At 63.0% G+C, this 22,480-nt stretch carries 21 protein-coding genes, 1 tRNA gene and 5 pseudogenes; 8 read left to right on the top strand and 19 right to left on the bottom strand.

All coding sequences use genetic code 11. The features are described from left to right. The first annotated feature begins 124 nt into the window (after positions 1-124). Positions 125-436, top strand: coding sequence for an ETC complex I subunit (locus N4R57_05690; GenBank protein UYV38557.1), 312 nt, complete (start codon positions 125-127; stop codon positions 434-436). A 258-nt stretch (positions 437-694) separates the two neighbouring features. Further along, positions 695-771 (top strand) — tRNA-Arg (locus N4R57_05695). Here N4R57_05695 and N4R57_05700 read toward each other — a convergent pair. Then, positions 759-1,382, bottom strand: a complete 624-nt coding sequence (locus tag N4R57_05700; protein UYV38558.1) for a ferric reductase-like transmembrane domain-containing protein — start codon at positions 1,380-1,382, stop codon at positions 759-761. The genes N4R57_05695 and N4R57_05700 overlap by 13 nt on opposite strands. 6 nt (positions 1,383-1,388) lie before the next feature. Then, positions 1,389-1,756 (bottom strand): annotated as a pseudogene (locus N4R57_05705) (twin-arginine translocation pathway signal). On the opposite strand from N4R57_05705, the gene N4R57_05710 reads away from it, so the two are divergent. Further along, complete coding sequence (locus N4R57_05710; GenBank protein ID UYV39656.1) at positions 1,755-2,009, top strand: hypothetical protein; 255 nt, start codon at positions 1,755-1,757, stop codon at positions 2,007-2,009. The pseudogene N4R57_05705 and the gene N4R57_05710 overlap by 2 nt on opposite strands. Before the next feature lie 81 nt (positions 2,010-2,090). Here N4R57_05710 and N4R57_05715 read toward each other — a convergent pair whose 3' ends face one another. The 12 genes and pseudogenes from N4R57_05715 to N4R57_05770 form a co-directional block, all read right to left on the bottom strand. Continuing rightward, positions 2,091-2,408 (bottom strand): metalloregulator ArsR/SmtB family transcription factor, encoded by a 318-nt coding sequence (locus tag N4R57_05715; protein ID UYV39516.1) that lies wholly within the window; start codon positions 2,406-2,408, stop codon positions 2,091-2,093. Between the two features lie 119 nt (positions 2,409-2,527). Next, a pseudogene (locus N4R57_05720) lies at positions 2,528-3,759 on the bottom strand (mandelate racemase/muconate lactonizing enzyme family protein). 408 nt (positions 3,760-4,167) lie between these two features. After that, complete coding sequence (locus N4R57_05725) at positions 4,168-5,250, bottom strand: alcohol dehydrogenase catalytic domain-containing protein (protein UYV38559.1); 1,083 nt, start codon at positions 5,248-5,250, stop codon at positions 4,168-4,170. A 79-nt stretch (positions 5,251-5,329) separates the two neighbouring features. Next, positions 5,330-6,538 carry a TCR/Tet family MFS transporter gene (locus N4R57_05730; protein ID UYV38560.1) on the bottom strand — a complete coding sequence of 403 codons (1,209 nt, stop codon included), beginning with the start codon at positions 6,536-6,538 and terminating at the stop codon, positions 5,330-5,332. Between the two features lie 165 nt (positions 6,539-6,703). Then, a complete protein-coding gene (locus tag N4R57_05735; protein ID UYV38561.1) occupies positions 6,704-7,411 on the bottom strand; it encodes an alpha/beta fold hydrolase in 708 nt (235 codons plus the stop codon). A gap of 68 nt (positions 7,412-7,479) precedes the next feature. Next, positions 7,480-8,298 carry a 3-oxoadipate enol-lactonase gene (gene pcaD, locus N4R57_05740; protein ID UYV38562.1) on the bottom strand — a complete coding sequence of 273 codons (819 nt, stop codon included), beginning with the start codon at positions 8,296-8,298 and terminating at the stop codon, positions 7,480-7,482. Positions 8,299-8,347: 49 nt separating this feature from the next. Beyond that, positions 8,348-8,779: a PACE efflux transporter gene (locus tag N4R57_05745; protein ID UYV38563.1), complete on the bottom strand. Its 432-nt coding sequence runs from the start codon at positions 8,777-8,779 to the stop codon at positions 8,348-8,350. Positions 8,780-9,005: 226 nt separating this feature from the next. Next, positions 9,006-10,639, bottom strand: a pseudogene (locus N4R57_05750) (GMC family oxidoreductase N-terminal domain-containing protein). Between the two features lie 58 nt (positions 10,640-10,697). Then, positions 10,698-11,894, bottom strand: a complete 1,197-nt coding sequence (locus N4R57_05755) for an endonuclease/exonuclease/phosphatase family protein (GenBank protein UYV38564.1) — start codon at positions 11,892-11,894, stop codon at positions 10,698-10,700. A 232-nt stretch (positions 11,895-12,126) separates the two neighbouring features. Next, positions 12,127-13,100 (bottom strand): annotated as a pseudogene (locus tag N4R57_05760) (threonine/serine dehydratase). Then, positions 13,097-13,921, bottom strand: coding sequence for an alpha/beta hydrolase (locus N4R57_05765; GenBank protein ID UYV38565.1), 825 nt, complete (start codon positions 13,919-13,921; stop codon positions 13,097-13,099). The pseudogene N4R57_05760 and the gene N4R57_05765 overlap by 4 nt, the downstream one beginning before the upstream one ends. Before the next feature lies 1 nt (position 13,922). Next, a pseudogene (locus N4R57_05770) lies at positions 13,923-14,605 on the bottom strand (haloacid dehalogenase type II). 225 nt (positions 14,606-14,830) lie between these two features. Here N4R57_05770 and N4R57_05775 point away from each other — a divergent pair. Beyond that, on the top strand, positions 14,831-15,259 hold the full coding sequence (locus tag N4R57_05775) for a peptidylprolyl isomerase (GenBank protein UYV39517.1): 429 nt from the start codon (positions 14,831-14,833) through the stop codon (positions 15,257-15,259). Between the two features lie 319 nt (positions 15,260-15,578). Here N4R57_05775 and N4R57_05780 read toward each other — a convergent pair whose 3' ends face one another. Continuing rightward, the gene (locus N4R57_05780) at positions 15,579-16,571 is read right to left on the bottom strand and encodes an NADPH:quinone reductase (GenBank protein UYV38566.1); all 993 of its coding nucleotides are present in this window, start codon (positions 16,569-16,571) and stop codon (positions 15,579-15,581) included. A gap of 86 nt (positions 16,572-16,657) precedes the next feature. Beyond that, a complete protein-coding gene (locus N4R57_05785) occupies positions 16,658-17,080 on the bottom strand; it encodes a transcriptional repressor (GenBank protein UYV38567.1) in 423 nt (140 codons plus the stop codon). A 225-nt stretch (positions 17,081-17,305) separates the two neighbouring features. Between N4R57_05785 and fabA the strand changes: the two genes are divergently transcribed. Next, positions 17,306-17,815: a bifunctional 3-hydroxydecanoyl-ACP dehydratase/trans-2-decenoyl-ACP isomerase gene (gene fabA, locus N4R57_05790; GenBank protein UYV39518.1), complete on the top strand. Its 510-nt coding sequence runs from the start codon at positions 17,306-17,308 to the stop codon at positions 17,813-17,815. A 270-nt stretch (positions 17,816-18,085) separates the two neighbouring features. On the opposite strand, the gene N4R57_05795 is transcribed toward fabA, so the two are convergent. Continuing rightward, a complete protein-coding gene (locus N4R57_05795; protein ID UYV38568.1) occupies positions 18,086-18,391 on the bottom strand; it encodes a hypothetical protein in 306 nt (101 codons plus the stop codon). Between N4R57_05795 and N4R57_05800 the strand changes: the two genes are divergently transcribed. After that, positions 18,390-18,659 carry a hypothetical protein gene (locus tag N4R57_05800; protein ID UYV38569.1) on the top strand — a complete coding sequence of 90 codons (270 nt, stop codon included), beginning with the start codon at positions 18,390-18,392 and terminating at the stop codon, positions 18,657-18,659. The two genes, N4R57_05795 and N4R57_05800, sit on opposite strands and share 2 nt — an antisense overlap. Here N4R57_05800 and N4R57_05805 read toward each other — a convergent pair. Further along, complete coding sequence (locus tag N4R57_05805; GenBank protein ID UYV38570.1) at positions 18,656-18,868, bottom strand: hypothetical protein; 213 nt, start codon at positions 18,866-18,868, stop codon at positions 18,656-18,658. The two genes, N4R57_05800 and N4R57_05805, sit on opposite strands and share 4 nt — an antisense overlap. After that, entirely contained in the window at positions 18,865-20,202 is a 1,338-nt protein-coding gene (locus tag N4R57_05810; GenBank protein UYV38571.1) for a hypothetical protein, read from the bottom strand. The genes N4R57_05805 and N4R57_05810 overlap by 4 nt, the downstream gene beginning before the upstream one ends. 177 nt (positions 20,203-20,379) lie before the next feature. Here N4R57_05810 and fabB point away from each other — a divergent pair, with 177 nt between their 5' ends. Both fabB and N4R57_05820 read left to right on the top strand, forming a co-directional pair. Then, positions 20,380-21,609 (top strand): beta-ketoacyl-ACP synthase I, encoded by a 1,230-nt coding sequence (gene fabB, locus N4R57_05815; protein UYV38572.1) that lies wholly within the window; start codon positions 20,380-20,382, stop codon positions 21,607-21,609. A gap of 5 nt (positions 21,610-21,614) precedes the next feature. Beyond that, complete coding sequence (locus tag N4R57_05820; protein ID UYV38573.1) at positions 21,615-22,403, top strand: enoyl-ACP reductase; 789 nt, start codon at positions 21,615-21,617, stop codon at positions 22,401-22,403. Positions 22,404-22,480: the final 77 nt, after the last annotated feature.

A 22,480-nucleotide genomic window follows, 5' to 3' on the forward strand; every position in this document is an offset into this window, starting at 1 on the left:
CCTATGGGGGCTAGGGGCCTAAAGGCCGGGCAAGGGCCGGAAATTCGGCGCAATGCGGCACATTTGCGCCTTGTCGGCGGGGCGCTCTTGGGGTTAAACCAAGGGCATCAAACGGAGACCAGCCATGCCTGCACGTATCTTTCAGCCCGCACGCACAGCGATGTCCTCGGGCACCGCGAAAACCAAATATTGGGTTTTGGAACATGCGCCCGCCAGCGCGCGCAACATTGATCCGCTGATGGGGTGGACCTCATCCAGCGATACGCAGGCGCAGGTGCGGTTGAAATTCGACAGCAAGGAAGCCGCGTTGGATTATGCGGCTGAGCATGGGATCGAAGCGGTGGTCAGCGAGCCGCACAAGCGCAAGCCCATCATCCGGTCCGGCGGTTATGGTGAGAATTTTGCGACCAACCGGCGTGAGCCATGGTCGCACTAAATCTGACGCTCTAAGACAGTTTTTGCTTGGCCGTTTCGTTAGGTCTGCTGTTGTCGTGCCCGTTTTTGTCCTGCCCGCTTTTTCCTGCTCCGCTTTTGATATGCCCTGTCCCACGTTTTCCTGTGTCATGAGCCGGTCAGGTCGGCGCCTGTGCAGCAGACCGGGTGCAGTGTTCCCTAGCTTGGCGACAAAAACGCAGCTCTGCGGCCTGCTGGCCCTTGCCAAGTCGGGCGGCTTTGCTCAAATAGGGGCGCAAGCGGTCCCTTAGCTCAACTGGATAGAGCAGCTGACTTCTAATCAGCAGGTTGAGGGTTCGAGTCCTTCAGGGATCGCCATTCACAGGTTTGCGCCGGCTCTTTGAGCGTTGTGTCAAAGCAAGCGCCGTGGCGGTGAGCGCGGCGAGGCAGAGCAGCGATTTTGTGGTCGTTTCCATCGTGCCGGTGATCAGCAGCGCGTGGGCGATTGTGCCCGTGACGATCAGCACAGCGAGCGAGAGGTGGATGGCGCGCCAGAGTGCGGGGCGCAGGCGACGGCGGAGGACTGCAAGGGCGCCAGCGGCGAAAACGGCCCACATAGCGGTGACGCCAAACCCCGAGAATGGCGTTGGCGAGCGGAACAGGAGCGCGTCGATCACGTCAGGCGGGCTGGTTCGCCAGAGCGCGGCGACATGGACCACCACCGCAGAGATCAGGCCAGCGCCAGCCCAGCGGTGCACGCGCCGAGCGCGCAGCGGGTGCAGGCCGGGCAATAGCCCCGCCGCGAGCAGCGGTTGCACCACCACAAGCGCCAGCGCGACGATGCCGGCAAAGCCACCGAGGATATAGACCGGCTGACGATAGGCGAGCAGGGGGCTGATCGCGGCGCCGGCAATGGCCGCGGCGATCACGCCGATGAGCAACGCCCAGACAAGCAGGGTGCGCGCAGTTGGTTTGGCGCGGCGCGTCACCCGCGATCAGGCCGGTTTCAGGACGAAATGCGCTTCGAGGCTGGTGTCGCGCGGGCTGGACATCACCGGGCGTAGGAACACCGTTTCGAAGGCATCGCTGTCATAGGCAAGATGCCCGTGTGCTTGGCCGAACGCCGGGACGATCTGGGGCATTTCAAGGCGAAACACGCCGTTTTCGTCGCTAAGCGTGGCGCCGTGGCTGTGTTTGTCGCGCTCGTTGCCTTCGGTGGTATGGGCCCAGATCTGGATCCGCTGACCGGCGAGGGGGCGCCGTCACCTGCGCGGCGCACGGTGCCGCTCATCCAGAAGCCGCCGCTGCCGATCCGCTTCACGATCGGAGCGCCGGGCAGGTAGTTGTTGGCGCCGCCGCGCATGGAGGCCGTGGGTGCGAGGGTTTTGGCGCGGGCCGGGATGCGCAGGCCGGAGGCAAGCGTAACCAACCCGCCAGCGGCCGTTGCAAGCGCGGCGCGGCGGGTGATGTGGGGGCGCTTGGGTGCGGGCGTGATGGGGCGGCGTTGCATTGGCGGCTCTCCTTTGCGGTTGGGCGGCGGTCGGGCTGGTGGTCGGGCGGCGGGTGGGCTGGCGGTCAGGGTGGTGATCGGGCGGTGTTTGCCGTCTTCAAGATAAGCAAAACCGCGCGCTCCATAAAGCACCTGCACGGCTTTGTGATAGGGCCGCGCGGTGTTTGGCCGGTGCGGGGCCGCGCGATTATGCGCAGGGGGTGGCGTTGTTCGCGTCTAGCCCGTCGGGGCCGCAGAACTGTTGATAGAGCAGCGCGATAAGGGTGCGCGTGCAGTCATCCGCGAGGCTGTAATAGACGGTTTTACCGCTCCGCCGGGTGTTCACCAGACGCTTTTCACGCAGGCGGGCGAGCATCTGGCTTACCGCGGCCTGGCGACAATCGAGCAGGGTTTCCAGCTCGCCCACAGATTTCTCGCCGGAGCCGAGATGGCACAAAATCATCAGCCGCCCCTCATGGGCCAGCGTTTTGAGGTATGCGGCGGCTTGTTCCGCATTGCGGGCCATTTCCGCGGGTGGGGCGGCGGTGGTGGTTGCGTCCAACGCGCTGTCCTCGTTTTGATCCATTCCAACTTTAGCATATGGCGCGGGACAAGGCGAGTTCAAGCGTTGAGGCGGGTTTGGCGCTAGTCGGGTATCGCCGGTGCGCCACCTTGGAAGTTGTTGCCGCCTTTATAGTCGCAGGGCGCTTCCTGCATCTCAAGGTGCAGCCCGGTGCCGGTGTAGGGGTGGGCGCGGGCCAAATCCTCGTCAACGTCGATGCCAAGGCCGGGTGTGGTGGGGGGCGTGATGAAGCCATCCTCAACCGTGATCGCGCCTTTGATCAGGTCGTGATGGAAGGGGGTTTCGATGCTTTCGGCCATGAGGATGTTGGGGATCGACGCGGCGAGTTGGATGTTTGCCGCCCACTCCACGGGGCCTGCATAGAGATGCGGGGCCATTTGGGCGTTGAAGGCTTCGGCGATGGCGGCGACTTTCTTCATCTCCCAGATGCCCCCGGCGCGGCCAAGGGCGGGTTGCAGGATCTCAGCGGCACCGGCGCGCAGGACGGCGGCGAATTCGGCCTTGGTGGTCAGCCGTTCGCCGGTGGCGACGGGGATGCGCAGGTTGCGAGCGACACGGGCCATGTCGTCGATATTGTCGGGCGGGGTGGGCTCTTCGAACCAGAGCGGCGAATAGGGCTCAAGCGCCTGTCCCAAGCGGATTGCACCGGCGGTGTTGAACTGTCCGTGGGTGCCAAAGAGCAGATCGGCGCGGTCGCCAACCGCCTCGCGGATCGCTTTGCAAAAGGCAACCGAGGTGGAAATGTCGGACATGGCGGGCATATGGCCACCGCGCATGGTATAGGGGCCGGCGGGGTCGAATTTAACGGCGGTGTAGCCTTTCTCGACCATCGCCAGAGCCGAAACGGCGGCGGCGTCCGGGTCGGTCCAGAACGTAGCCAAATCCTGCCCCGGTTGCGGGTAGAGATAGGTGTAGGCGCGGATACGCTCGTTCATGCGCCCGCCGATCAGGGCATGCACAGGGCGGTCGCGATCCTTGCCCAGAATGTCCCAACAGGCGATCTCAAGGCCGGAAAACGCGCCCATAACGGTGAGATCCGGGCGCTGGGTAAAGCCCGAAGAATAGGCGCGGCGGAACATCAGTTCGATGTCTTCCGGCGATTGGCCCTGCATGTGGCGTGCGAAGACATCTTCGATCACAGCGCGCATCGCTTCGGGGCCGACGGAGGAGGCATAGCATTCGCCCCAGCCGGTGATCCCGGTATCGGTGCCCAGTTTAACGAGGATCCAATAGCGCCCCCCCAGCCGGGCGCAGGCGGCGCAGTGATGATTATGTCAAGATCAGTCAGCTTCATGGCGCAAGGTGCCCCTTACGATGTGTCAGCGCCCACACTCGCCCGCGGGGCAAACGAAACACAAGCCCTCCCGCGTCAGAAGCTGTGCATAAAACGTCACCCCGCCCCCCGGCACACGCCCCACCCACCCACCCGCGTGCGCCGGGGGCTATGCGTTCAGGCTGAGGGGACTTGATGTGCAGCACGGGTTGAGTTCAGTGTTCTTTGGAGAAAGATGAGAGGCCGCATTAGGGCGCAAACCTGTTGTTTCTTTAATGGCTCAAATACCCATATTCTACGCCTGCCTTCCCCGGAACGCTGGCCCATGGCGTATAACAACAGCCAAAACCGGAAGGGCCGAGCGAAGCGAGGCCCCCCCTGGCGACGCACGAAGTGCGGCGCAAAACCTTCTACGGCATCGAACGTAAATTAGAACAGGATCACGTTGCGCCGCGCGGCGCCGGATTTCGTATCGGTGATCGCCTCGTTGATTTGCTCCAAGGTCCAGCGATTTGAGATCAACTCGTCAAGTTTGAGTCGCCCTTGTTGGTAGAGGTCAATCATCCAAGGGATATCGCGCCGGATCACCACGTCGCCCATTTTGGTGCCGATCATACCTTGGCCGACGGCGGCCATCATCACGGGCGAATAGGTGGACATTGCATCCGAATGCGGCATCCCCACCATCAGCACTTTGCCACCGCGACCGAGATAACGGGGCGCTTCGTCATAGGCTTTGATCGCGCCAACGGTGACGAACACAGCATCCGCGCCGCGCCCCATTGCTTTGATCGCATGACGCCACGGGCTTTTCTCGGTGGCGAGCACACCGTCGGTCGCGCCGAATTCCATCGCGTCTGCCAGCTTCTCTTCGGTCATGTCGACGGCGACGATGCGGCGCGCGCCGGCGATGCGGGCGCCTTGGATCGTGTTGAGCCCAACGCCGCCCGCGCCAATCACCACGACGTCTTGGCCGGCGCGCAGCCCGGCGGCATTAACCACCGCACCCACCCCGGTGATGACCCCGCACGACAGCAGAGAAGCCACGTCTTTTTCCATCTCCGAAGGCAGTTTGACCACTTGGCTTTGATCCACCACCACCCGCTCGGCAAAGCCGCCACAGGCCATGGCCTGATGCAGTTTCGAGCCGTCGGGCATGGTCAGCGGCCCCTTGTCGCCATCATAGGGCGTTTCGCAATTCGTCGGTTTGCCGCCCGAGCAGGAGGTGCAAGTGCCGCAAGCGCGGATCAGCGTGACCAGCACGTCGTCGCCGACTGCAAAGTCGCGCACCCCTGTGCCCACCGCCGAGACCCGGCCCGCCGCTTCGTGGCCATAGACCGCAGGGAGCGAGCCGCCCCATGCCCCTTCGGCAAAGGAGATGTCGGAGTGGCAGATGGCCACGGCGTCGAGTGTGATCTCGACCTCGCCCATTTCGGGCGCGCGCAGCTCGACCATTTCGATGCTGAGTGGTGCGCCAAATTCGTGGCAGACGGCGGCTTTGATGGCGGTCATATTGGTGGTTCCCTGTGCGGTCCGTTTGCACAAACCTGCGCCGGAGACTCACCCCCGCGCAAGTCTCAAAAGCGACATTTTATGGCTCTGACGGCGCGGAATTGCGTAAATAAACGAGAACGCAGGCCAGCATCAGCCCTGCGGCCAGCAGGAACGGTGCGCCGGGCAGGTAGAGCGCGGTGTCGGCCTTGGTAAAGAACGCGAAGGTTTGGGTCATGGCCAGCGGCGCGAGGATCATCGCCAGCGAGGTGACCGAGGCGAGCACACCTTGCAATTCACCTTGGGCATCATCGCGCACGGCGCGTGACATGCTGGCCTGCAACGCGGGCAGGGCGAGCGCGCCGAGCGCGGCCACGGGGATGAAGGTGATCAGCAAGAGGCCATTGCCGATAAAGGCGAGGACGACGAGCGAGAAGATTTCGATCCAGAGGCCGAAGATCACGCTGCCGCGTTCGCCCATGCGCGCAATGGCCGGGCGCACGGCAAAGGCCATGACAAGCGCGTAAAAACCGCCATAGACCCCAAGCGAGACACCGATCATTGCCTCGCTCCAGCCGAATTTTTCGGTCAGGAAATAGGCCCAGACCGCCGGATAGACCGCTGTTGCGACCTGAAACAGGAAATAGACCGTGATCAGCCCGCGCAGCCCCGCCAGACGGGTCACGGCAAGAAGCGCGCCAAACGGGTTGGCACGGCGCCATTCAAAGGCGCGGCGGATCTTGTCGGTGACGGTTTCGCTGAGCACAGCGAAGCCCAGCAGCGCATTGGTCAGCGCTAGCGCCCCGGCCGCCCAGAAAGGCGCGCGCGTGCCGTATTCGGCCAGCACCCCGCCCAGCACCGGCCCAAGCACAAAGCCGATCCCGAAGCCGGCCGCGACCAGCCCGAACCGCGCCGCTTTTTCATGCGGGGCAGAGATGTCGGCCATATAGGCATTGGCGGTGGAATGTGTCGCCGCCGTGATGCCGCCGATCATCCGCATCACCAGCAGCAGCCACATCGAGTGCGCCAGCGCCATGACCACATAATCCGCCGCCATAGCCAGCAGCGAGACCAGCAACACCGGCCGCCGTCCGTAGCGGTCTGACAAAGCGCCGAGGATCGGGCCGAACAGGAACTGCATCACCGCAAAAGCGGTGGAGAGCACGCCGCCCCACACCGCCGCCTGCGCAACAGAGCCACCGTCGATTTCCGCGATCAGGGCGGGCATGACCGGCATGATCAGCCCGATCCCCATGGCGTCGATCATCACGGTAAGCACGATAAAGAGGATCGGCAGGCGTTGGGACATAAGCAGGCGATCTTGTGTTGTGAGAAATTCAGTTAAGCAATGAGATAGCCTTGGCCAAGGCTCGGGAAAAGCGCAAGGGTTCTGTGACCTTGGGTCATTTATGACGGGGTGGGGTATGGAAAGGGCGCCGGGCGCAGGAGGCGCGCGTTGCGCGGAGGCGCAATATCAGCCGGTGATCCGGTCCAGAAGTGCGGCCAGCCCGGCGGGGTCGGCAAAGAAGGGTGAATGGCCCGTGGGCATGGAAAACACGTCTTCCTGTGGCCAGTCAGCCGTCATGGTGACCTGATGTTCTGGCGGGATCGTTTGATCATCGGTGCAGCGGATATAGCTGCGCGGCACGGAGCGGTATGCGGCCCCCAGCGGACAGGGTGTTGTCTGGGGCAGGATCGCCTGTGCACAGAGGCGCGTGTTAGCATAGGCGGTCGTGCCGTCGGGGCAATCGTGGTAGAAGGCTTTTTCGGTCTGTGTCGGGTCGATACGAAAGCTGGCGCGGTCTTCGGAGCGGATGATCGCGGGCAAAAGCGGCTGATAGGGGGCCTGTTTGCGCATATCGGCCAGCGTCAGATCGCCGTGGGGCACATAGGCGCAGAGATAGACCAGCCGCGCGATCTTGTCCGGGGCCTGTTCGGCGGCGAGTGAGATCGGATAGCCCGCCATAGAGTGGCCGACCAGAGTGACGGGCGTGTCGATCGCGGCGAGGATCGCATCGGTATAGGACTGCAACGTGATGTCAGAGATCGGGGTGAGGTCTCCGCCATGGCCGGGCAGGTCAATCGCGCGGGCCGAGTGGCCAAGCGCGTCGAGCGCCGGAACAAGGTCGCGCCAGCACCAAGCGCCGTGACAGGAGCCATGAATCAACAGAAAATCGGTCATCTTTTCACTTCGCGATAAACGTTATGCGGGATCATGACGTAAGGTAAACAACTTTGCAACGCGACACATTAGGCGCCGGACGGCGGTGTTTCGGTTGCGCCGATATGGCCGGTATCGCGCAGGAAATCGGTGAGCGCGGCGGCGAAAGCGGCTGGTTGATCGACGCAAGGCAGGTGTCCGGCGCGGCGGATCAGCTGGAAGCGGGAGCCGGGGATCAGGTTTGTGGTTTCGCGCACGAGGTCGGGCGGGGTGGCGCCATCTTCGCTTGCTGCGATGCCGAGCGTTGGCAGGCGCAGGCCCGATGTGGGGGTGTAGAAATCGGTGCCGGAAATGGCGGCCATGGCCCCGCAGTAGCCTTCGGTCGGCTGGCGGGTGAACATGTCGCGCCAATGTTGCAGATCGCCCGAGCGGCGGAAATCACGCGAGAACCAGCGCTCCATCGTGGCGTCGGCAATGGCGTCGATCCCCTTGGCGCGGACGGTGGCGATACGGTCGTCCCACATGCTGGCGAGGCCGATCTTGGCCGCCGTGTTCGACAGCACCAAAGCGCGGATCAGATCGAGCCGTTTGACGGCGAGCCCCTGTGCGATCATGCCGCCAATCGACAGGCCGACAAAGGCGCAATCGGTGATTGCGAGGTGATCGAGGAGCGCTTCGGCGTCGCGCACCAGCGTGCCCATCGCATAGGGGGCAGGCGGACAGGACGAGCCGCCATGCCCGCGCATGTCATAGCGCAGGATGCGCAGCCCTGCCGGTAGCAGCGGCAGAACCGCATCCCAGAGCGAAAGGTCAGTGCCGAGAGAGTTGGAGAAGACGATGGTGGGTCCGCTCTCGGCCCCGTCGAGGCGATAGTGCAGCGTCACATCGGCGAGGTCGAGCAGGGGCATGGGTGGGGGTCCTTGGGGTCGGTTAGGTCAGTCAGTCGGATCAGTCGGATCAGTCGATGGTGCCATGCGGGGCGGGCAGGGGAAAGAGCAGGTCGTAGCCCCAGTTAAACCCCAGTGCATAGAAGAAATAGAAGGCCGTGAAGGAGAGGTCCATCACCAGCGCGTCGATCCATGAAAGGTCAAGTGACCACATGATAAACGGCAGCAGCACCAGCATCAGACCGATTTCAAACAGCGCAGCATGCAGCACACGGATGCGCGGGGTTTTGCGCACGTCGCCGCGAATGCGCAGCATGGCGTGATCAAAGCCTAGGTTGAACTGATAGGTCCAGATCGTCGCCAGAGTGGCGCTGACCAAAGCGACGACGCCGATATCGCCAAGCGGGTGGGCAAACACCCAAGAGGCCAGTGGCGTCACGATCGCGAGGCCGATCAGTTCAAAGGAAATAGCGTGACGAAGGCGGTCGTTGCGGCTGCGCATGGGGCGTCCCTGTTCGTAATGTCGGGTCGTCCCGAGGTGCAGTCCCAAGGCCCGGGGTTCGGGGCTGGGGAAGAAGGCTCTGGGAGAGGTCGTCCTCTCTTGGGGCTCAAGATAGGGCCACAGGCGGGCGGGTCAAGGTGGATGATCGCTCAATGTGCCCGTGCAGCGGGGCTGCGGCGAGTGCGTGGCGGCGTGATGGGGGGGCTTGCCGTGTGTTTGCGCGACCTCAGGCCGCGGCGGTTGCGCGTTTGTGGTCTGCCTTGATCATGTCGGCGCATTTTTCGCCGATCATGATGGTCGGCGCGTTGGTGTTGCCCGAGACCAGCATCGGCATGACCGACGCATCGGCAACGCGCAGCCCGTCCACGCCGCGCACCTTGAGCGCGGGATCGACCACCGCCATATCATCGCCCCCCATTTTGCAGGTGCCGACCGGGTGATAGACCGTGTCGGCGCGATCACGGATGGTGTGTTCCCAGTCGGCATCGCTCATCGCGTCATGCAGGCCAAACAGCTCTTTGTGGATGTATTTTCGCATCGCCGGGGCCTGCATGATCTGCCTTGTTTTCTTGGCCCCTTTGACCATGATATCAAGGTCGCGATCATCCGACAGGAAGCGCGGATCAATGCCCGGATCGGCCAGCGGATCGGCCGAGTGCAAGAACACCTCGCCACGGGAATAGGGGCGCAGGTTGCAGACATGGCAGGAATAGCCGTGACCGAGGTGCAGTTTCCGGGCGTGGTCATCCACCACCGAAATCACGAAGTGGGTTTGCAGATCGGCGCGCGCGACATCGGCGCTGGATTTAAAGAAACTGCCCGCCTCGGCGATGGTGGAGGCCACCATGGAGTTGCCGTGCTTGCGCCATTTGACAATCTCGGAGATCAATTTGCCCGTGGCGCGCAGGCCGATGCCGATGTTGTCTGTGTCCTTGGTTTTATAGCCGAGCACATAGTCGAGGTGGTCCTGTAAGTTTTGCCCGACGCCTTGCAGATCATGCACCACGTCGATCCCGTGGCGTTTGAGGTCATGGGCCCGTCCGATCCCCGAGAGCATGAGCAATTGCGGCGATTGGAACGCGCCGGAGGCGATGATCACCTCATGCGTGGCGCGCACTTGCTGGGTTTCCTTGCCTTGGCGATAGGCGACGCCCACGGCGCGTTTGCCCTCAAACAGGATTTTCGTCGCGCGTGCCTTGGTGATGACGGTGAGGTTGGCGCGGCTTTTCATCACCGGATGAAGGTAGGCCGCCGCCGCCGAGCAGCGTTCGCCGTTCTTTTCGGGCGAATGGAAGATGCTGCTTTGGAACAGCCCCGCGCCTTGGTTGTTGCCGGTGTTGAAATCCTCGGTCTCGCGGATCTGAAGCTGGGTGTTGGCTTCGACAAAGGCGCGCGAGATCGGGCGGGGGGCTTTTTGGTTCGAGACATGCAGCGGGCCGCTGTCGCCGTGAAACGCATCACCGCCGTTAACGTTGTTTTCCGCGCGTTTGAAATAGGGCAGCACATCGTCCCAGCCCCAGCCGGTGCAGCCCGCTTGCGCCCAGCCGTCGTAGTCTTCTTTCTGGCCGCGAATATAGAGCATGGCGTTGATCGCCGAGGACCGCCGAGCGCGCGTCCGCGCGGCTGATAGCCCTGACGCCCGTTTAAGCCGGGTTGCGGCACCGTTTTGAAGGCCCAATTGTTGATTTTGCCATAGCCGGGCAGCATGGCCACCACCCCCAAGGGCGCACGGATCAGGATATCCTTGCTCGCGCCGCCCGCTTCGAGAAGGCAGACCTTGATCTTGGGGTCTTCGGAGAGCCGGGAGGCGATGGTGGCCCCGGCCGATCCGCCGCCGACGATGACATAGTCAAACTGCATGTGTGTTCTCCTCGGATCGGATCGGGGCGGGGCGGATTGGGGCGGTGGCCGGTTTGGCTTAATCCTCGTTGTTCAGCACCATATGCACCATGATCTGTCCGTGATCCGAGGCGAGTTTGTTATAGGGCGCCTCGTCGTGCGATCCGTCTGTCAGGTGGTCATTGAAAACGCTGAAATATTCCATGTCACCGATTTTCTTGTCGTAATCGGGGTGGAAATGGCGCGAGACATAGATTTGGTCGATGCTTTCATAGACGCCGCCAAAGGCCGAGGTATAGACCATGTCGCGCAGGGATTTGCGCACGAAGAGTTTTTCGGTTGAATGCAGGCGGACGCGGTGGACCTGTTCGGTGATATGTTCGTTTTCCTGCCGCGTGTAGCGGTCTTGGGCGTGATTTGCGTCGTGGCGCAACATCCATGAGTAGTTCTTGAACGGCAGCTCACCGGCGATGATTTCCGAGCTGACCGCATGTTCGCCATCGTTGAAATCGCCCATGACCATGACGGGACGCCCGAGATCAAGCTCGGCCAGAATTTCGCGGCGCAGCACCCAAGCTTCGGCCATGCGGCGCAGGGCGGCGCGCAACGAGCCCATGGCGCGGCCCGCCGCGTCATAGGAGACGAGGTTTTCCTCGGGCGCGAAATCGGCGCCTTTGGGGCGGATATGTTCGCCGAGTTTGGATTTCAGGTGGCAGTTGAAGACGGTCACAACCTCGCCGCCCACCGGGATGCGCGCCTTGAGGACGGGGCGCGAGAGGCGGGTGACGGTGTAATGCCCGGCATCGCCGCCGCCGAGTTCCTGCAAGGGGATCGCCAGCGGGGTGTCGAGGTCTTGCAGCACCTCGGGCGGGTCGACAAAGCCGAAGCGCGAGACGATGGCGAGGCCGGGGCGGCGGTGCCCCGGTGCGCCGTCGTTCACATTGGGGGCAAAGGCGAGTGCGGCGTCGCGGTAGCCTTCGTATGCCAATTTGCGAAAGATCGCTTTCTTGCGGTATTTCTTGGTCGCGTCGGGCAGGGTGGCATCATTGAGCGACGCGCCGCGCCGGTCGGCTTCGTCGAGCACATCGCGCAGGGCCTCTTCTTCGAAGATTTCCTGAAAGCCGATGATGTCGGCGTCGAGGGTGATGACCTGCTCGGCCATCCAGTCTTTCTTCCAGGCGTATTCCTCAGGGGTGTAGTGGAGGAATTCGTAGAATTCCTTGTCCGCGCCGATGAGGTTTTTGACGTTGAAAGAGGCGATGGTGAAACGGGTCATTTGGCGGTCTCTTTTGAGGGGCGTGATCTTATGGAGTGCTTCCGCACGCTTTTATTCAGCAAGGGGCGAGGTGACGTTTCCGGTTTTGAGCGTGGCGCGGGTGGTTGGGACGCGGGATTATTGTGCTGAGAGGCACCGCAAGGGTGCCTGTTCGAGGGTAATGTGAGTCTTGATCCTGTCAAGAACAAGCCGCCGGGGGCGGGGCCTGCGGCCTCCTTGACAGGGGCAAGACTCACGCGCTCAGAGTGGTCAGCGCACGGGCGAAGAGCGTGGGGTCGACATTGCCGCCAGTGGCGACGGCAATGACCGTATCCGAGGCGATTTCATCGCCGTGGAACAGCGCGGCGGCGAGGGAGGCCGCGCCACCGGGTTCAAGCACGATCTTGAGGCGCAGGAAGGCCAGCGCCATGGCGCGCAGGAGCTCGTCATCCGTCACAACAAGGCCGGAGCCGCAGAGCTGTTTCATGATGGGAAAGGTGTTTTCGCCCGGAGAGGGCGTGAGGATGGCGTCGGCCATGCCCCCTGCTTCGGCGGCGTTTGTTTCGCGCGTTCCGGAGACCAATGAGCGGGCGACATCGTCAAAGCCTTGGGGTTCGACCGGGCGGACGCGCATCTCTGGCGCATCAGCGGCCAGCGCCAAGGCGACGCCGGAGGTCAGCCCGCCGCCGCCGCAGTTGACCAGCACCTCGGCTTTGCTCACGTTCAGGTCATGCGCCTGTGCTGCGATCTCAAGGCCGCAGGTGCCTTGGCCGGCGATGACCTCGGGCGAGTTGTAGGGGTGGATCAGGGTGAGGCCGCGGGCTTCGGCGAGCGCGGCGCCAATCTCTTCGCGGCTGTCTTTGCCGCGCTCATAGAGCACGACTTCGGCCCCCAAGGCGCGGGTGTTGTCGATTTTGAGCTGTGGCGCGTCCGAGGGCATGACGATCACGGAGGGGGCGTTATGCAGGGTGGCGGCATGGGCGACACCTTGGGCGTGATTGCCCGAGGAAAAGGCGATGACGCCGCGCGCGCGGGTTTCGGGGTCAAGGGCCGAGAGCGCCGACCAGCCGCCGCGAAATTTGAAGCTGCCGGTGTGTTGCAGGCATTCGGGTTTAACGAGGATGCGCTTGCCCGCGATGTCGTCAAGGAAGGGCGAAGAGAGCAGCGGGGTGCGCCGAGCGTGGCCCGGAGCCTGGCGGCGGCGGCGCGGATCATGTCGATATTCATGTCAATTGGTCCAGCCATTGCGTGAGGGCGGCGAGGCTTGCCGCTTCGTCGAGGTAGGGGATATGGCCGCGATCGGGGATGGTGGCGGCGATCATGTCGGGGCGGCGGCGCTGCATTTCCTCAAACGTGCTTGGCATAAGGATGTCGGAGTTTTCACCGCGCAGGGCACAAAGCGGCAGGCCCGCGAGCGCATCAAACAGCGGCCAAAGATCGGGCAGGGGCGCGCCGCGGGTGGCCAGAACGGGCGTGCGCAGGGCGGGGTCATAGGTGATTTTGAGGCCCTCGGGCGTTTCGGTGTAGAGCCGCATCACCTCTTGGCGGTAGCGGTTTGGCGGCACGTTGGCGAAGCCGCGCACCACGTCGGGCCAGACCGCGAGCAGCGCGTCATGGGTTTTATGCGACGGGTTGCGCCCGATATAGTCATAGATGGATTCAAGCCCCTTGGGGTCAATCTCGGGGCCGACATCATTGAGAGCGACGCCGATCAGCCGGTCATGGGCCAGCGCCGCGAGCGTCATGGCGATCATGCCGCCGCGCGAGGTGCCAAGGATGGCCGCTTTTGCAAGTCCGAGGTGGTCGAGCAGTTCGAGCGCATCGCGCGCCTCGGTCGGGACGTCATAGGTGGCGGGGTCGGCGTGATCGGACTGTCCGCGGCCGCGATAATCGAGCCGGATCAGGCGCACACGATCGCCAATATGCGGCGCGAGGAAGTCGAAGTCGCGCCCGTTGCGGGTAAGGCCCGAGAGGCAGAGCAACGGTGCACCGGTGCCCTCGTCTGTAAAATGCAGGGAGATCCCGTCAGAACTGGTAAAACGCGGCAATCTAGCCTCCGATCAGGTCGGGAATAGCAGTGAGGTTTTTCAGGATGTGATGGGGTTTGCCGGGCAGGCGGTCCATCGGGTCGGCGGCGCGGTTGACCCATGCCGTGGTGAAGCCATAGGCCGAAGCGCAAGACGCGTCCCAACCGTTGGAGGAGACAAAGAGGACCTCGTGGCGACCACAGGAAAAGCGTTTGGGCACCATGTCATAGACCGCATCGGCGGGTTTGAAGACGCCGACGCTTTCGACCGAGAGCACATCGTCGAGATCATCGCCGATGCCAGCCGATTTCACCGCGCCGTCAAGCATGTCGGGCGACCCGTTGGAGAGGATCGCGGTGCTGATGCCACGTTCCTTGAGGGTTTTGAGCATTTCGGGACCTCGGGGAAGGCGGTGAGTTCCCAGTAAAGCTGTAGCAGGCGCTCGCGCAGGGCGGTGTCATCGAGGCGGCAGGCCTCCATCGCCCAGTCGAGCGCGTCTTTGGTGACGCTCCAGAAATCGGTGTGATCGCCGGTGACCGCCCTGAGCCAAGTGTATTGCAGCTGTTTGGAGCGCCAATGGGCGGCGAGATCGGGCCAGACGCGCATCAGGGTTTCGGCGCCGGGTTCGGCGGCGGCTTCGCGCGCGGCGGCGGTGACGTCGAACAAGGTGCCATAGGCATCGAATACGGCGGTTTTAATAGGCATGGTGTCCCCCGTGTCCTTCGGATTGTTGCCTGAGCAGCGTGGCACGGGGAGGGCGCGGTGGAAAGGGCAAAACGGGGTGCATTGATGTTTACAGTGTGGCGGAAAAAGCGGCGGTTCGCATCACCGGTTTGCATCACCGGGATGGCACGGTTAGGGTGCGCAGTTTGTCACTTGGGGTGCAGGAGGCACGAACCGGGGCAGGATTGAAAAATGAAAGGCGCAGAGATGGCCGAGATCAAGCAAGGCGACACCGTTCGTATCCACTATACCGGGACACTGGCTGATGGCAGCGTGTTCGACAGTTCCGAGGGGCGCGACCCGCTCGAGTTTACCTATGGCGAGGGTCAGGTGATTCCGGGTCTGGAAAAGGGCATGGAAGGCATGACGCAGGGCGACAAGCGGGTGATCGTGGCGGTTGCAGATGAGGCTTATGGCCCGGTGCATGAAGAAGCGCGCCAGCCGGTGCCGCGCGGTGATCTGCCGGACGAGATTCCGCTTGAGCTTGGCACGCAGGTGCAGGCGCAGGCGCAAGACGGTCAGGTGATGACATTGACCATCGTTGAGGTGAGCGAGAGCCATGTGGTGCTGGACGCCAATCACCCGCTGGCCGGGAAAGACCTTACCTTTGATATCGAGCTTGTCTCGGTCGGGTGATCTGATGGAGACGCCTTGCGGCGTCGCTGGATAAGCTTGTCCCGGCTTTGGCCGGGGCAAGCGGTTTGCTGCGATCAACCGGCGGCGCGGCTATATGCGCTGGCTTTGTGTTGCGGGGTGGTTGGTGTGCGCGTTGGTCCTGACAGCAAGGTTGGGGCCAAGAGCGGGGTTGGGCGTGCTCTGTGCTGGTTGTGAGTGGCGGGGGAACCTGACACGTCGCCGGCAAAGGTGGGGCTAGCTCCCGAGCGCGGGTTGAATTGGGGGCCAGCCCCCAAGCCCCCGGGATACTTCCAGTCAGATGAAAAGCGTGCCGCGTGCTTTAGCTGCAATCGAGCAGGATGGCGCCGTGGCGGCCTGCGGCTTCGACGGCGATGTGGGCTTTGGCACAGTCGGCGAGCGGGTAGGTGGCGTGCAGGCGCGAGATGAGCGCGCCATCGTTGAGGGCGGCGTGGAGTTGCGCGATACGCTTTTGCCGTTCGATCAGCGGCAGGATGTAGATCAGCGTGATATCGAGTTTGAGGGCTTTGAACAGCATCGGGCCAAACGGCATTTCGGGCGCCATATCGACGGCGGAGCCATAGGCGGCGATGGTTGATAGCGGCGCCATGACATCGGCCAAGAGAGCGAAGTTGGCGCCGAGTTCGCATTCGATTGCGCGGTCTATGGGCTTGTCGTTGTTTGCGGCGAGGATGTCGGCGGCGAGGTTGGGGGCGCGGTAGTCGAGCACCGTTTCGGCACCGGCGGCGAGGCTGTCGGATGTGGACTGGCCGGGGGAGGCGGTGGCGATGACCGTTGCGCCGCCCCAGACGGCCAGTTGGATTGCAAGGTGGCCGACCGAGCCGCCGCCACCGGAAACGAGCAGGGTTTTGCCAGCAATGTCACCGCCGCCGAACACCGCCTGTGCGGCGGTGAGGCCGGGGATGCCCAAGGTGGCGCCTGTCTCAAGGCTGGCGATGTCCGGCAGGGGGACCGCTTGCTCCGAGGGCAGGGTGATATGGCTGGCGGCGGTGCCGAAGGGGCGTTGCCATTGGCCGTTCCAGAGCCAGACACGGGTGCCAATGCGCGCGCTGTCGACGCCATCGCCGACGGCTTCGATCACGCCGGCGCCATCGGAATGGGGGATGATCTGGGGGAAGGCCGGTTTGGTGACGCCGGGGCGCGTTCCGGCGCGGGCTTTGACGTCCGAGGGATTCACGCCCGAGAAGGCGAGGCGGACCAGAACCTCGCCCGCGGCGGGGGCGGGGGTGGGCTGCTCCGAGAGGCTCAGCACATCGGCGGCGGGGCCGAAGCGGTCATAGGTTATGGCGCGCATGGGGCGGCTCTCCTCTGGGGGTGGGATGGGGTTTTATGCGTGGCCGAGGGGGTCGGACGTGTGGGCATGAGCGGTGCTTGCAGGGATTAGGTGCGGCGCAGGCGGATGACCACATCGACGCTGGCGATTTCGGCGCCGTTGGGCGCGTCGGGCAGGTTGGTGATTTGCATCCGCTCGGTCGCGGCATCGGTCAGCGTGCCGGTGTCTTCCCAATAGAAGTGGGGATGTTCGGTGGTGTTGGTGTCAAAATAGCTTTTGGTGCCGTCGACCGTAATTTCGCTCAGCAGACCGGCATCGCAGAAGGCGCGCAGGGTGTTGTAGACCGTCGCGAGGGAGACTTTCTCTCCGGCGTCGCGCACCGATTCAAACAGGCTTTCGGCGGTGACGTGGCGGTGTTGGCCATCGCCCACCAGCAGAGCCGCCAAGGTGATCCGTTGCCGGGTCGGGCGCAGGCCTGCGTCGGCCAGCCATGCGCCGCCGCGTGTGTCGGCTGTTTCGGGTGTGGTCACGTCTCTGGTTCCGTTCTGCCTTGGGTGTCGAGTTTGCTTACGACGACTTTCACGGGCCCGCTGTGCGGGTTTGGCTTAATATAAGGGCGATGACGGGGGATTTTCAATTGTTTTCGGTATGATCACTCGATGGGAGCAATTCAGCGTGCTCTTGCAGATTCGCGCGGCGCGATGATAGAGGAGGTCAAACCACCCCAAGGCGAAGGCAAAGGACCGAAAGAACATATGGCCCAATATCCAAGCAGTTTCACCCGTGATGACCTGTTGAAATGCGCCCGTGGCGAGCTTTTTGGCCCCGGAAATGCGCAATTGCCCGAGCCTCCGATGCTGATGATGGACCGGATCACCGATATTTCGGGCGATGGCGGGGCGCATGGCAAGGGGCATATTCTGGCGGAATTCGATATCACGCCGGACCTGTGGTTCTTTGACTGCCACTTTCCCGGCAACCCGATTATGCCCGGTTGTCTTGGCCTTGACGGGCTGTGGCAATTGACCGGTTTCAACCTTGGCTGGCGCGGCTGGACCGGGCGCGGTTATGCGCTGGGTGTGGGCGAGGTCAAGCTGAAGGGCATGGTGCGTCCGGACCGTAAGATGTTGACTTACAAGATTGATTTCACCAAGGCCATTCAAACCCGCCGCCTGACGATGGGCGTTGCGGACGGGATCGTCGAGGCCGACGGCGAGGTGATCTATGAGGTCAAGGACATGAAGGTCGCTCTGAGCGAGAGCTGAGGGCGGCGTCTGACGGTGGATGGGTTTTTGCCCGGCCACAATTCCAACCCCGACCCCGGTGTCAGCGCGGGTGGGGTGAACACCGTTTGAGGTGAGCCGCGGGCCATAGAGATCGGGCCTGCGGTTGCGGAGCCGCCCCCAAGCGGGTGGAGCAGACCATTGGGGCGATGTTGGCTGCGGGATGACCGCGCATCACCGTTTGGCAGTGATCGTGGCACTCTGATCCGATGGCCGAGGGGGAGAGCAGGATGTTCGCCGCTTTGAGCGCCCTCACTCGACCACTTCGGTTGCGATTTTGGTGTCCAAAAGCTCGCCTTCGACCAGAACGTAAATCTGTTCGGGCGGGGTTTTGAGGGAATAGACCATGAGCGCGGGATCAATGCCCATGTCGATCAGGAACTCCATGGTTTTGCCCTGACCAGACTGGATGTTTTCAACGGCGAACATGACCGGCATATAGCCCGGTTGTTCGTAATAGTGCTGGTGCAGGCCGACCGCCCCCTTGCGTGAGACGCGCCGGGTGCTGCCGCCGGCCAGCATATAGGGGCAGGCGGAGGCGCAAAAGCCGCCCTCCATGATGGCGGTGGGGAGGTGGCTTTTCGCGCAGGTGACGGCCGATTTTCTGGGCTTCGCTGACCGCGCCGCCGGGGCTGTGCAGGGCGATGAGGTCGGGTTTGTCTGGCAGCTCGGACAGGTAGCTTTCAAAGCGGGCGGCGTCGCCGTCTTTGATCTGACCGACGAGAAACAGGACGCGGCCATCATCGGGCAGGGTCTTTTCCTCAAAGTTCAGGCGATTGGGGAAGCTTTCGGGCAACTCAAAGCGGGCGGGGCCGTCGCTGGTTAACAGGCCGGGTTCGGGACGGTCGGTGCGATACTCGCGCCGCTGATCCCCGGAGAGATCGGGCCGGAGGGCAGGGTTTGCGTGTTGCGCGACATCGCGGGCAGCATGTCGCAGGCGCGGTTGGTCATCAGCAGCCCGGCTAGCGCAAGCTGAGCGAGGAGGATATAGCGCAGCCCTTTTTGCGCGCCGATATGGGGAAGGCGCGGTTTCACAGGGTGGCGGGGCGGGGTTTGTCGCCATCGCCATCCAAGTCGCCTTTGGCGTGCCCGTCGTTGCTTATGTCCCGCTCGGCGCGCCGGTGGATGGCGGCGTCCGCCACGCCCATGGTCATTTCGACATCCTTCATGGCGTTCATCGCGGCCTTGAGGTCGGCCAGCGTCAGGGTTTGCTCAATGCTCAGCCCGTCGCGTCCCGAGCGGATCGCGGCTTGGGTCACGGCGAGGACAAAGACGAGGATCGCGGGCAGCAGATCAATCGCGATGGCCCCGGCCCATGAGGGCACGAAGTTGCCAGCATAGCGGATCACCGCATCGGCGGCAGAAATCGGGTTATAGGCGGTTTCGATCGGCGGTTCCATCGCGGTGACTTCGGCGGCGGCGCGTTGAAGCGTTGTGCTGCGCTGGTCAAGCGCGTTCAGCACCGAGGTGATGGTGGCGGATTGCGCATCGCGCACCGACGCGCTGCGCCCGTCAAGTTCGGGGAGGACGACCGAGGCAGGCAGATCCACGGCCGCGCGGGTGACAAGCGGGGCCACATTGTATTGGTTGAGCTGTGACAAAACCCCGGCGAGCTTGACGCTTTCCTCGGAAAACTGGACCGAGCGGCGATCAACCGGGCCGGGGGCGACGGTGAGCTCGCGCATCCGCGCAAGGATACGGTTGCCGCCCTCGAAGGCGTCGGCAATCAGAGGCGTCTGCGTGGCGATCTGGCTTTCGAGGTTGCGCAGTTCCTCGGCCTTTTGCGCCAGCACGCGGAACACCGCGCCGCGCCCGGCGGTGCCGGAGAGGTCGCCGGATTTTTCCAGCTCGGCCAGCTCCTCAAAGCTTTGGCGCGCGCGTTCGACCTCGCGGCCCAATGTCTGACCGCTGAGGGCGATGTCATGGGCGCGTTCCAGCGCGGATTGGTAATCGCGCACGGTGTTTTCAAGGTGCTGCTCTACCGCTGCAGAGCCGGCCAAGGCGGCGGCGTTGAGCCAGCTGGACATCGCGATAATGGCGAGCGAGCCAAGCAGGGTCGAGACGGTCAGGCCGATAAAGCCGCTGGCTGTGCGCATCGCTGGCAGCAGGCGCAGCATATAGCTCCAGAACACAAAGATGCCGACCGACACCGCCACCGAATAGGCCACGGCGGCAAAGAACGACACCGCGCCGTTGTCTTCGAGCAGCGACGAGACGCCAAGGAAGGTGTAGATCCCCGACGCAATGGCCAACACGCCAAGCGCCGCCGGGGTGATCGTGTCGAGCCATGCGAGATGGGTTTCGAGCTCTTTGGCGGTTCTGAGGCCCTTGGCCTCTTGTGCCGTCAACCGCGCATTTGGATCTGTCATCTTCGGGGGCGCTCCTTGAGTTGTGCCAAGAGTTTAGACCTGTTCATAAATTCATCGCAATTCGATTTCCCGTGAGGGTCGGTGCCCGGCGCGCGCGACTTGCTGGCGCAATCTGGTTGCGCCATGGGGCGGGGGCAACTATCACAGGGTTTGGAAGCCAAAAGAAGGAGTGCCTCCATGCGGCGTGTCGTTGTTACGGGTCTGGGGATCGTATCCTCAATCGGAGTCAATGCCGAGGAGGTTACGGCCTCGCTCAAGGCGGGAAAGTCGGGGATCAGCGGGAATGAGCCGATGGTCGAGCACGGCTTTCGCAGTCAGGTGGCCGGGGCCATCGATATTGATGTCGCCCAACATGTGGACAAACGCGCATTGCGGTTTATGGGGCCGGGTGCGGCCTATGCCCATATTGCGATGGGTCAGGCGATTGCCGATGCCGGGCTTGAGGAAAGCGACGTGGTGAACCCGCGCACCGGGCTTGTGGCCGGGTCGGGCGGGCCATCAACCAGCGCCATGCTGGTGGCGCATCAGACCGTGTTGGAAAAAGGCGCGCCCAAGCGGATCGGGCCGTTTGCCGTGCCAAAGTGCATGTCCTCGACGATCAGCGCGAACCTGTCGACGGCCTATAAGATCAAGGGCATCAACTATTCCATCACCAGCGCCTGTTCGACCTCGCTGCATTGCATCGGCAACGCGGCAGAGCAGATCATGATGGGCAAGCAGGATGTGATGTTTGCCGGTGGCGGTGAGGAGCTCGACTGGACCCTGTCGTGCCTGTTTGACGCGATGGGCGCGATGTCGTCGAAATATAACGACACGCCAGAGAAGGCGAGCCGTGCCTTTGACGCCAACCGCGACGGGTTCGTGATTTCGGGCGGCGGCGGGATTGTCGTTCTGGAAGATTTGGAACATGCGCTGGCGCGTGGTGCCAAGATTTACGCCGAGGTGACCGGCTTTGCCGCCACATCGGACGGCCACGACATGGTTGCGCCCTCGGGCGAGGGCGGCGAACGGGCGATGCGCCTTGCGCTTCAGACCCTGCCGGAAGGGCGCGAGATCAGCTATATCAACGCCCACGGCACATCGACGCCCGTTGGTGATGTCGGCGAAGTGGAATCCGTGCGCCGTATCTTTGGCGAAGGCCGCGTGCCGCCGATTTCATCGACCAAGTCGATGACGGGCCACGCACAGGGCGCGGCTGGCGCGCTTGAGGCGATCTTCTGCCTTTTGGCGCTGGACGGAGATTTCATCATACCGTCAATCAATGTTGAAACGCTCGATCCCGCGATCAATCCGGGTGAGGTGGCGACCGAATTAAAAGAGAACGCCGGGCTCGACAGTGTGATGACCAATTCCTTTGGGTTTGGTGGCACCAACGGCTCGATGATCCTGTCACGGTACAAGGAGTGAGCGGTATGGGCGATCGGATGAAGGGCAAACGCGGGCTGGTCATGGGGGTCGCGAATGACCGCTCGATCGCATGGGGTATCGCCAAAGCCTTGGCCGCTGAAGGGGCCGAGTTGGCATTTACCTATCAGGGCGAAGCCTTTGGCAAGCGGGTGTTGCCTTTGGCGCAATCGCTGGGGTCGGATTTCATTGTCGACGCGGATGTGACCGATGATGCCTCGCTGGATCGGGCTTTTGCCGAATTGGGAGAGCGCTGGGACCGGCTGGATTTTCTGGTTCACGCGATTGCCTATTCCAACAAGGACGAGTTGACGGGGCGGTTTTTGAACACCAGCCGCGACAACTTTAAAAACTCGCTCGATATCTCCTGCTATTCGCTGATCGAAGTGGCGCGCCGGGCCGAGCCGATGATGAGCGAGGGCGGCACCATCCTGACGCTGACGTATCAGGGCTCAAACCGGGTGGTTCCCAATTACAACGTCATGGGCGTGGCCAAGGCCGCTTTGGAAGCGACTGTGCGCTATCTTGCCAATGACATGGGGCCGCAGGGCATCCGGGTGAACGCAATTTCGCCGGGGCCGATGAAAACGCTGGCCGGTGCCGCGATTGGTGGGGCGCGCAAGACGTTCAAACACACCGAAGGCAATGCGCCGATGCGCGCCAATGCCACGCTTGAGGCGGTGGGCGGCACGGCGGTTTACCTTGCCTCCGACGATGGTGCCTGCACCACGGGCGAGATCGTGCGCGTCGATGGCGGCTTTCACGTTTTGGGCATGCCGCAGCCGGAACATCTCTGAGGCAAGCGGCGTCATTTGCCGGAATGCTGAAAAATCGTTATATCTGGATCAACAGCGCGGTATTTCTTGCTGTTATT

This window comes from Rhodobacteraceae bacterium D3-12 (assembly GCA_025916135.1).
Taxonomy (GTDB): Bacteria; Pseudomonadota; Alphaproteobacteria; order Rhodobacterales; family Rhodobacteraceae; genus JAKGBX01.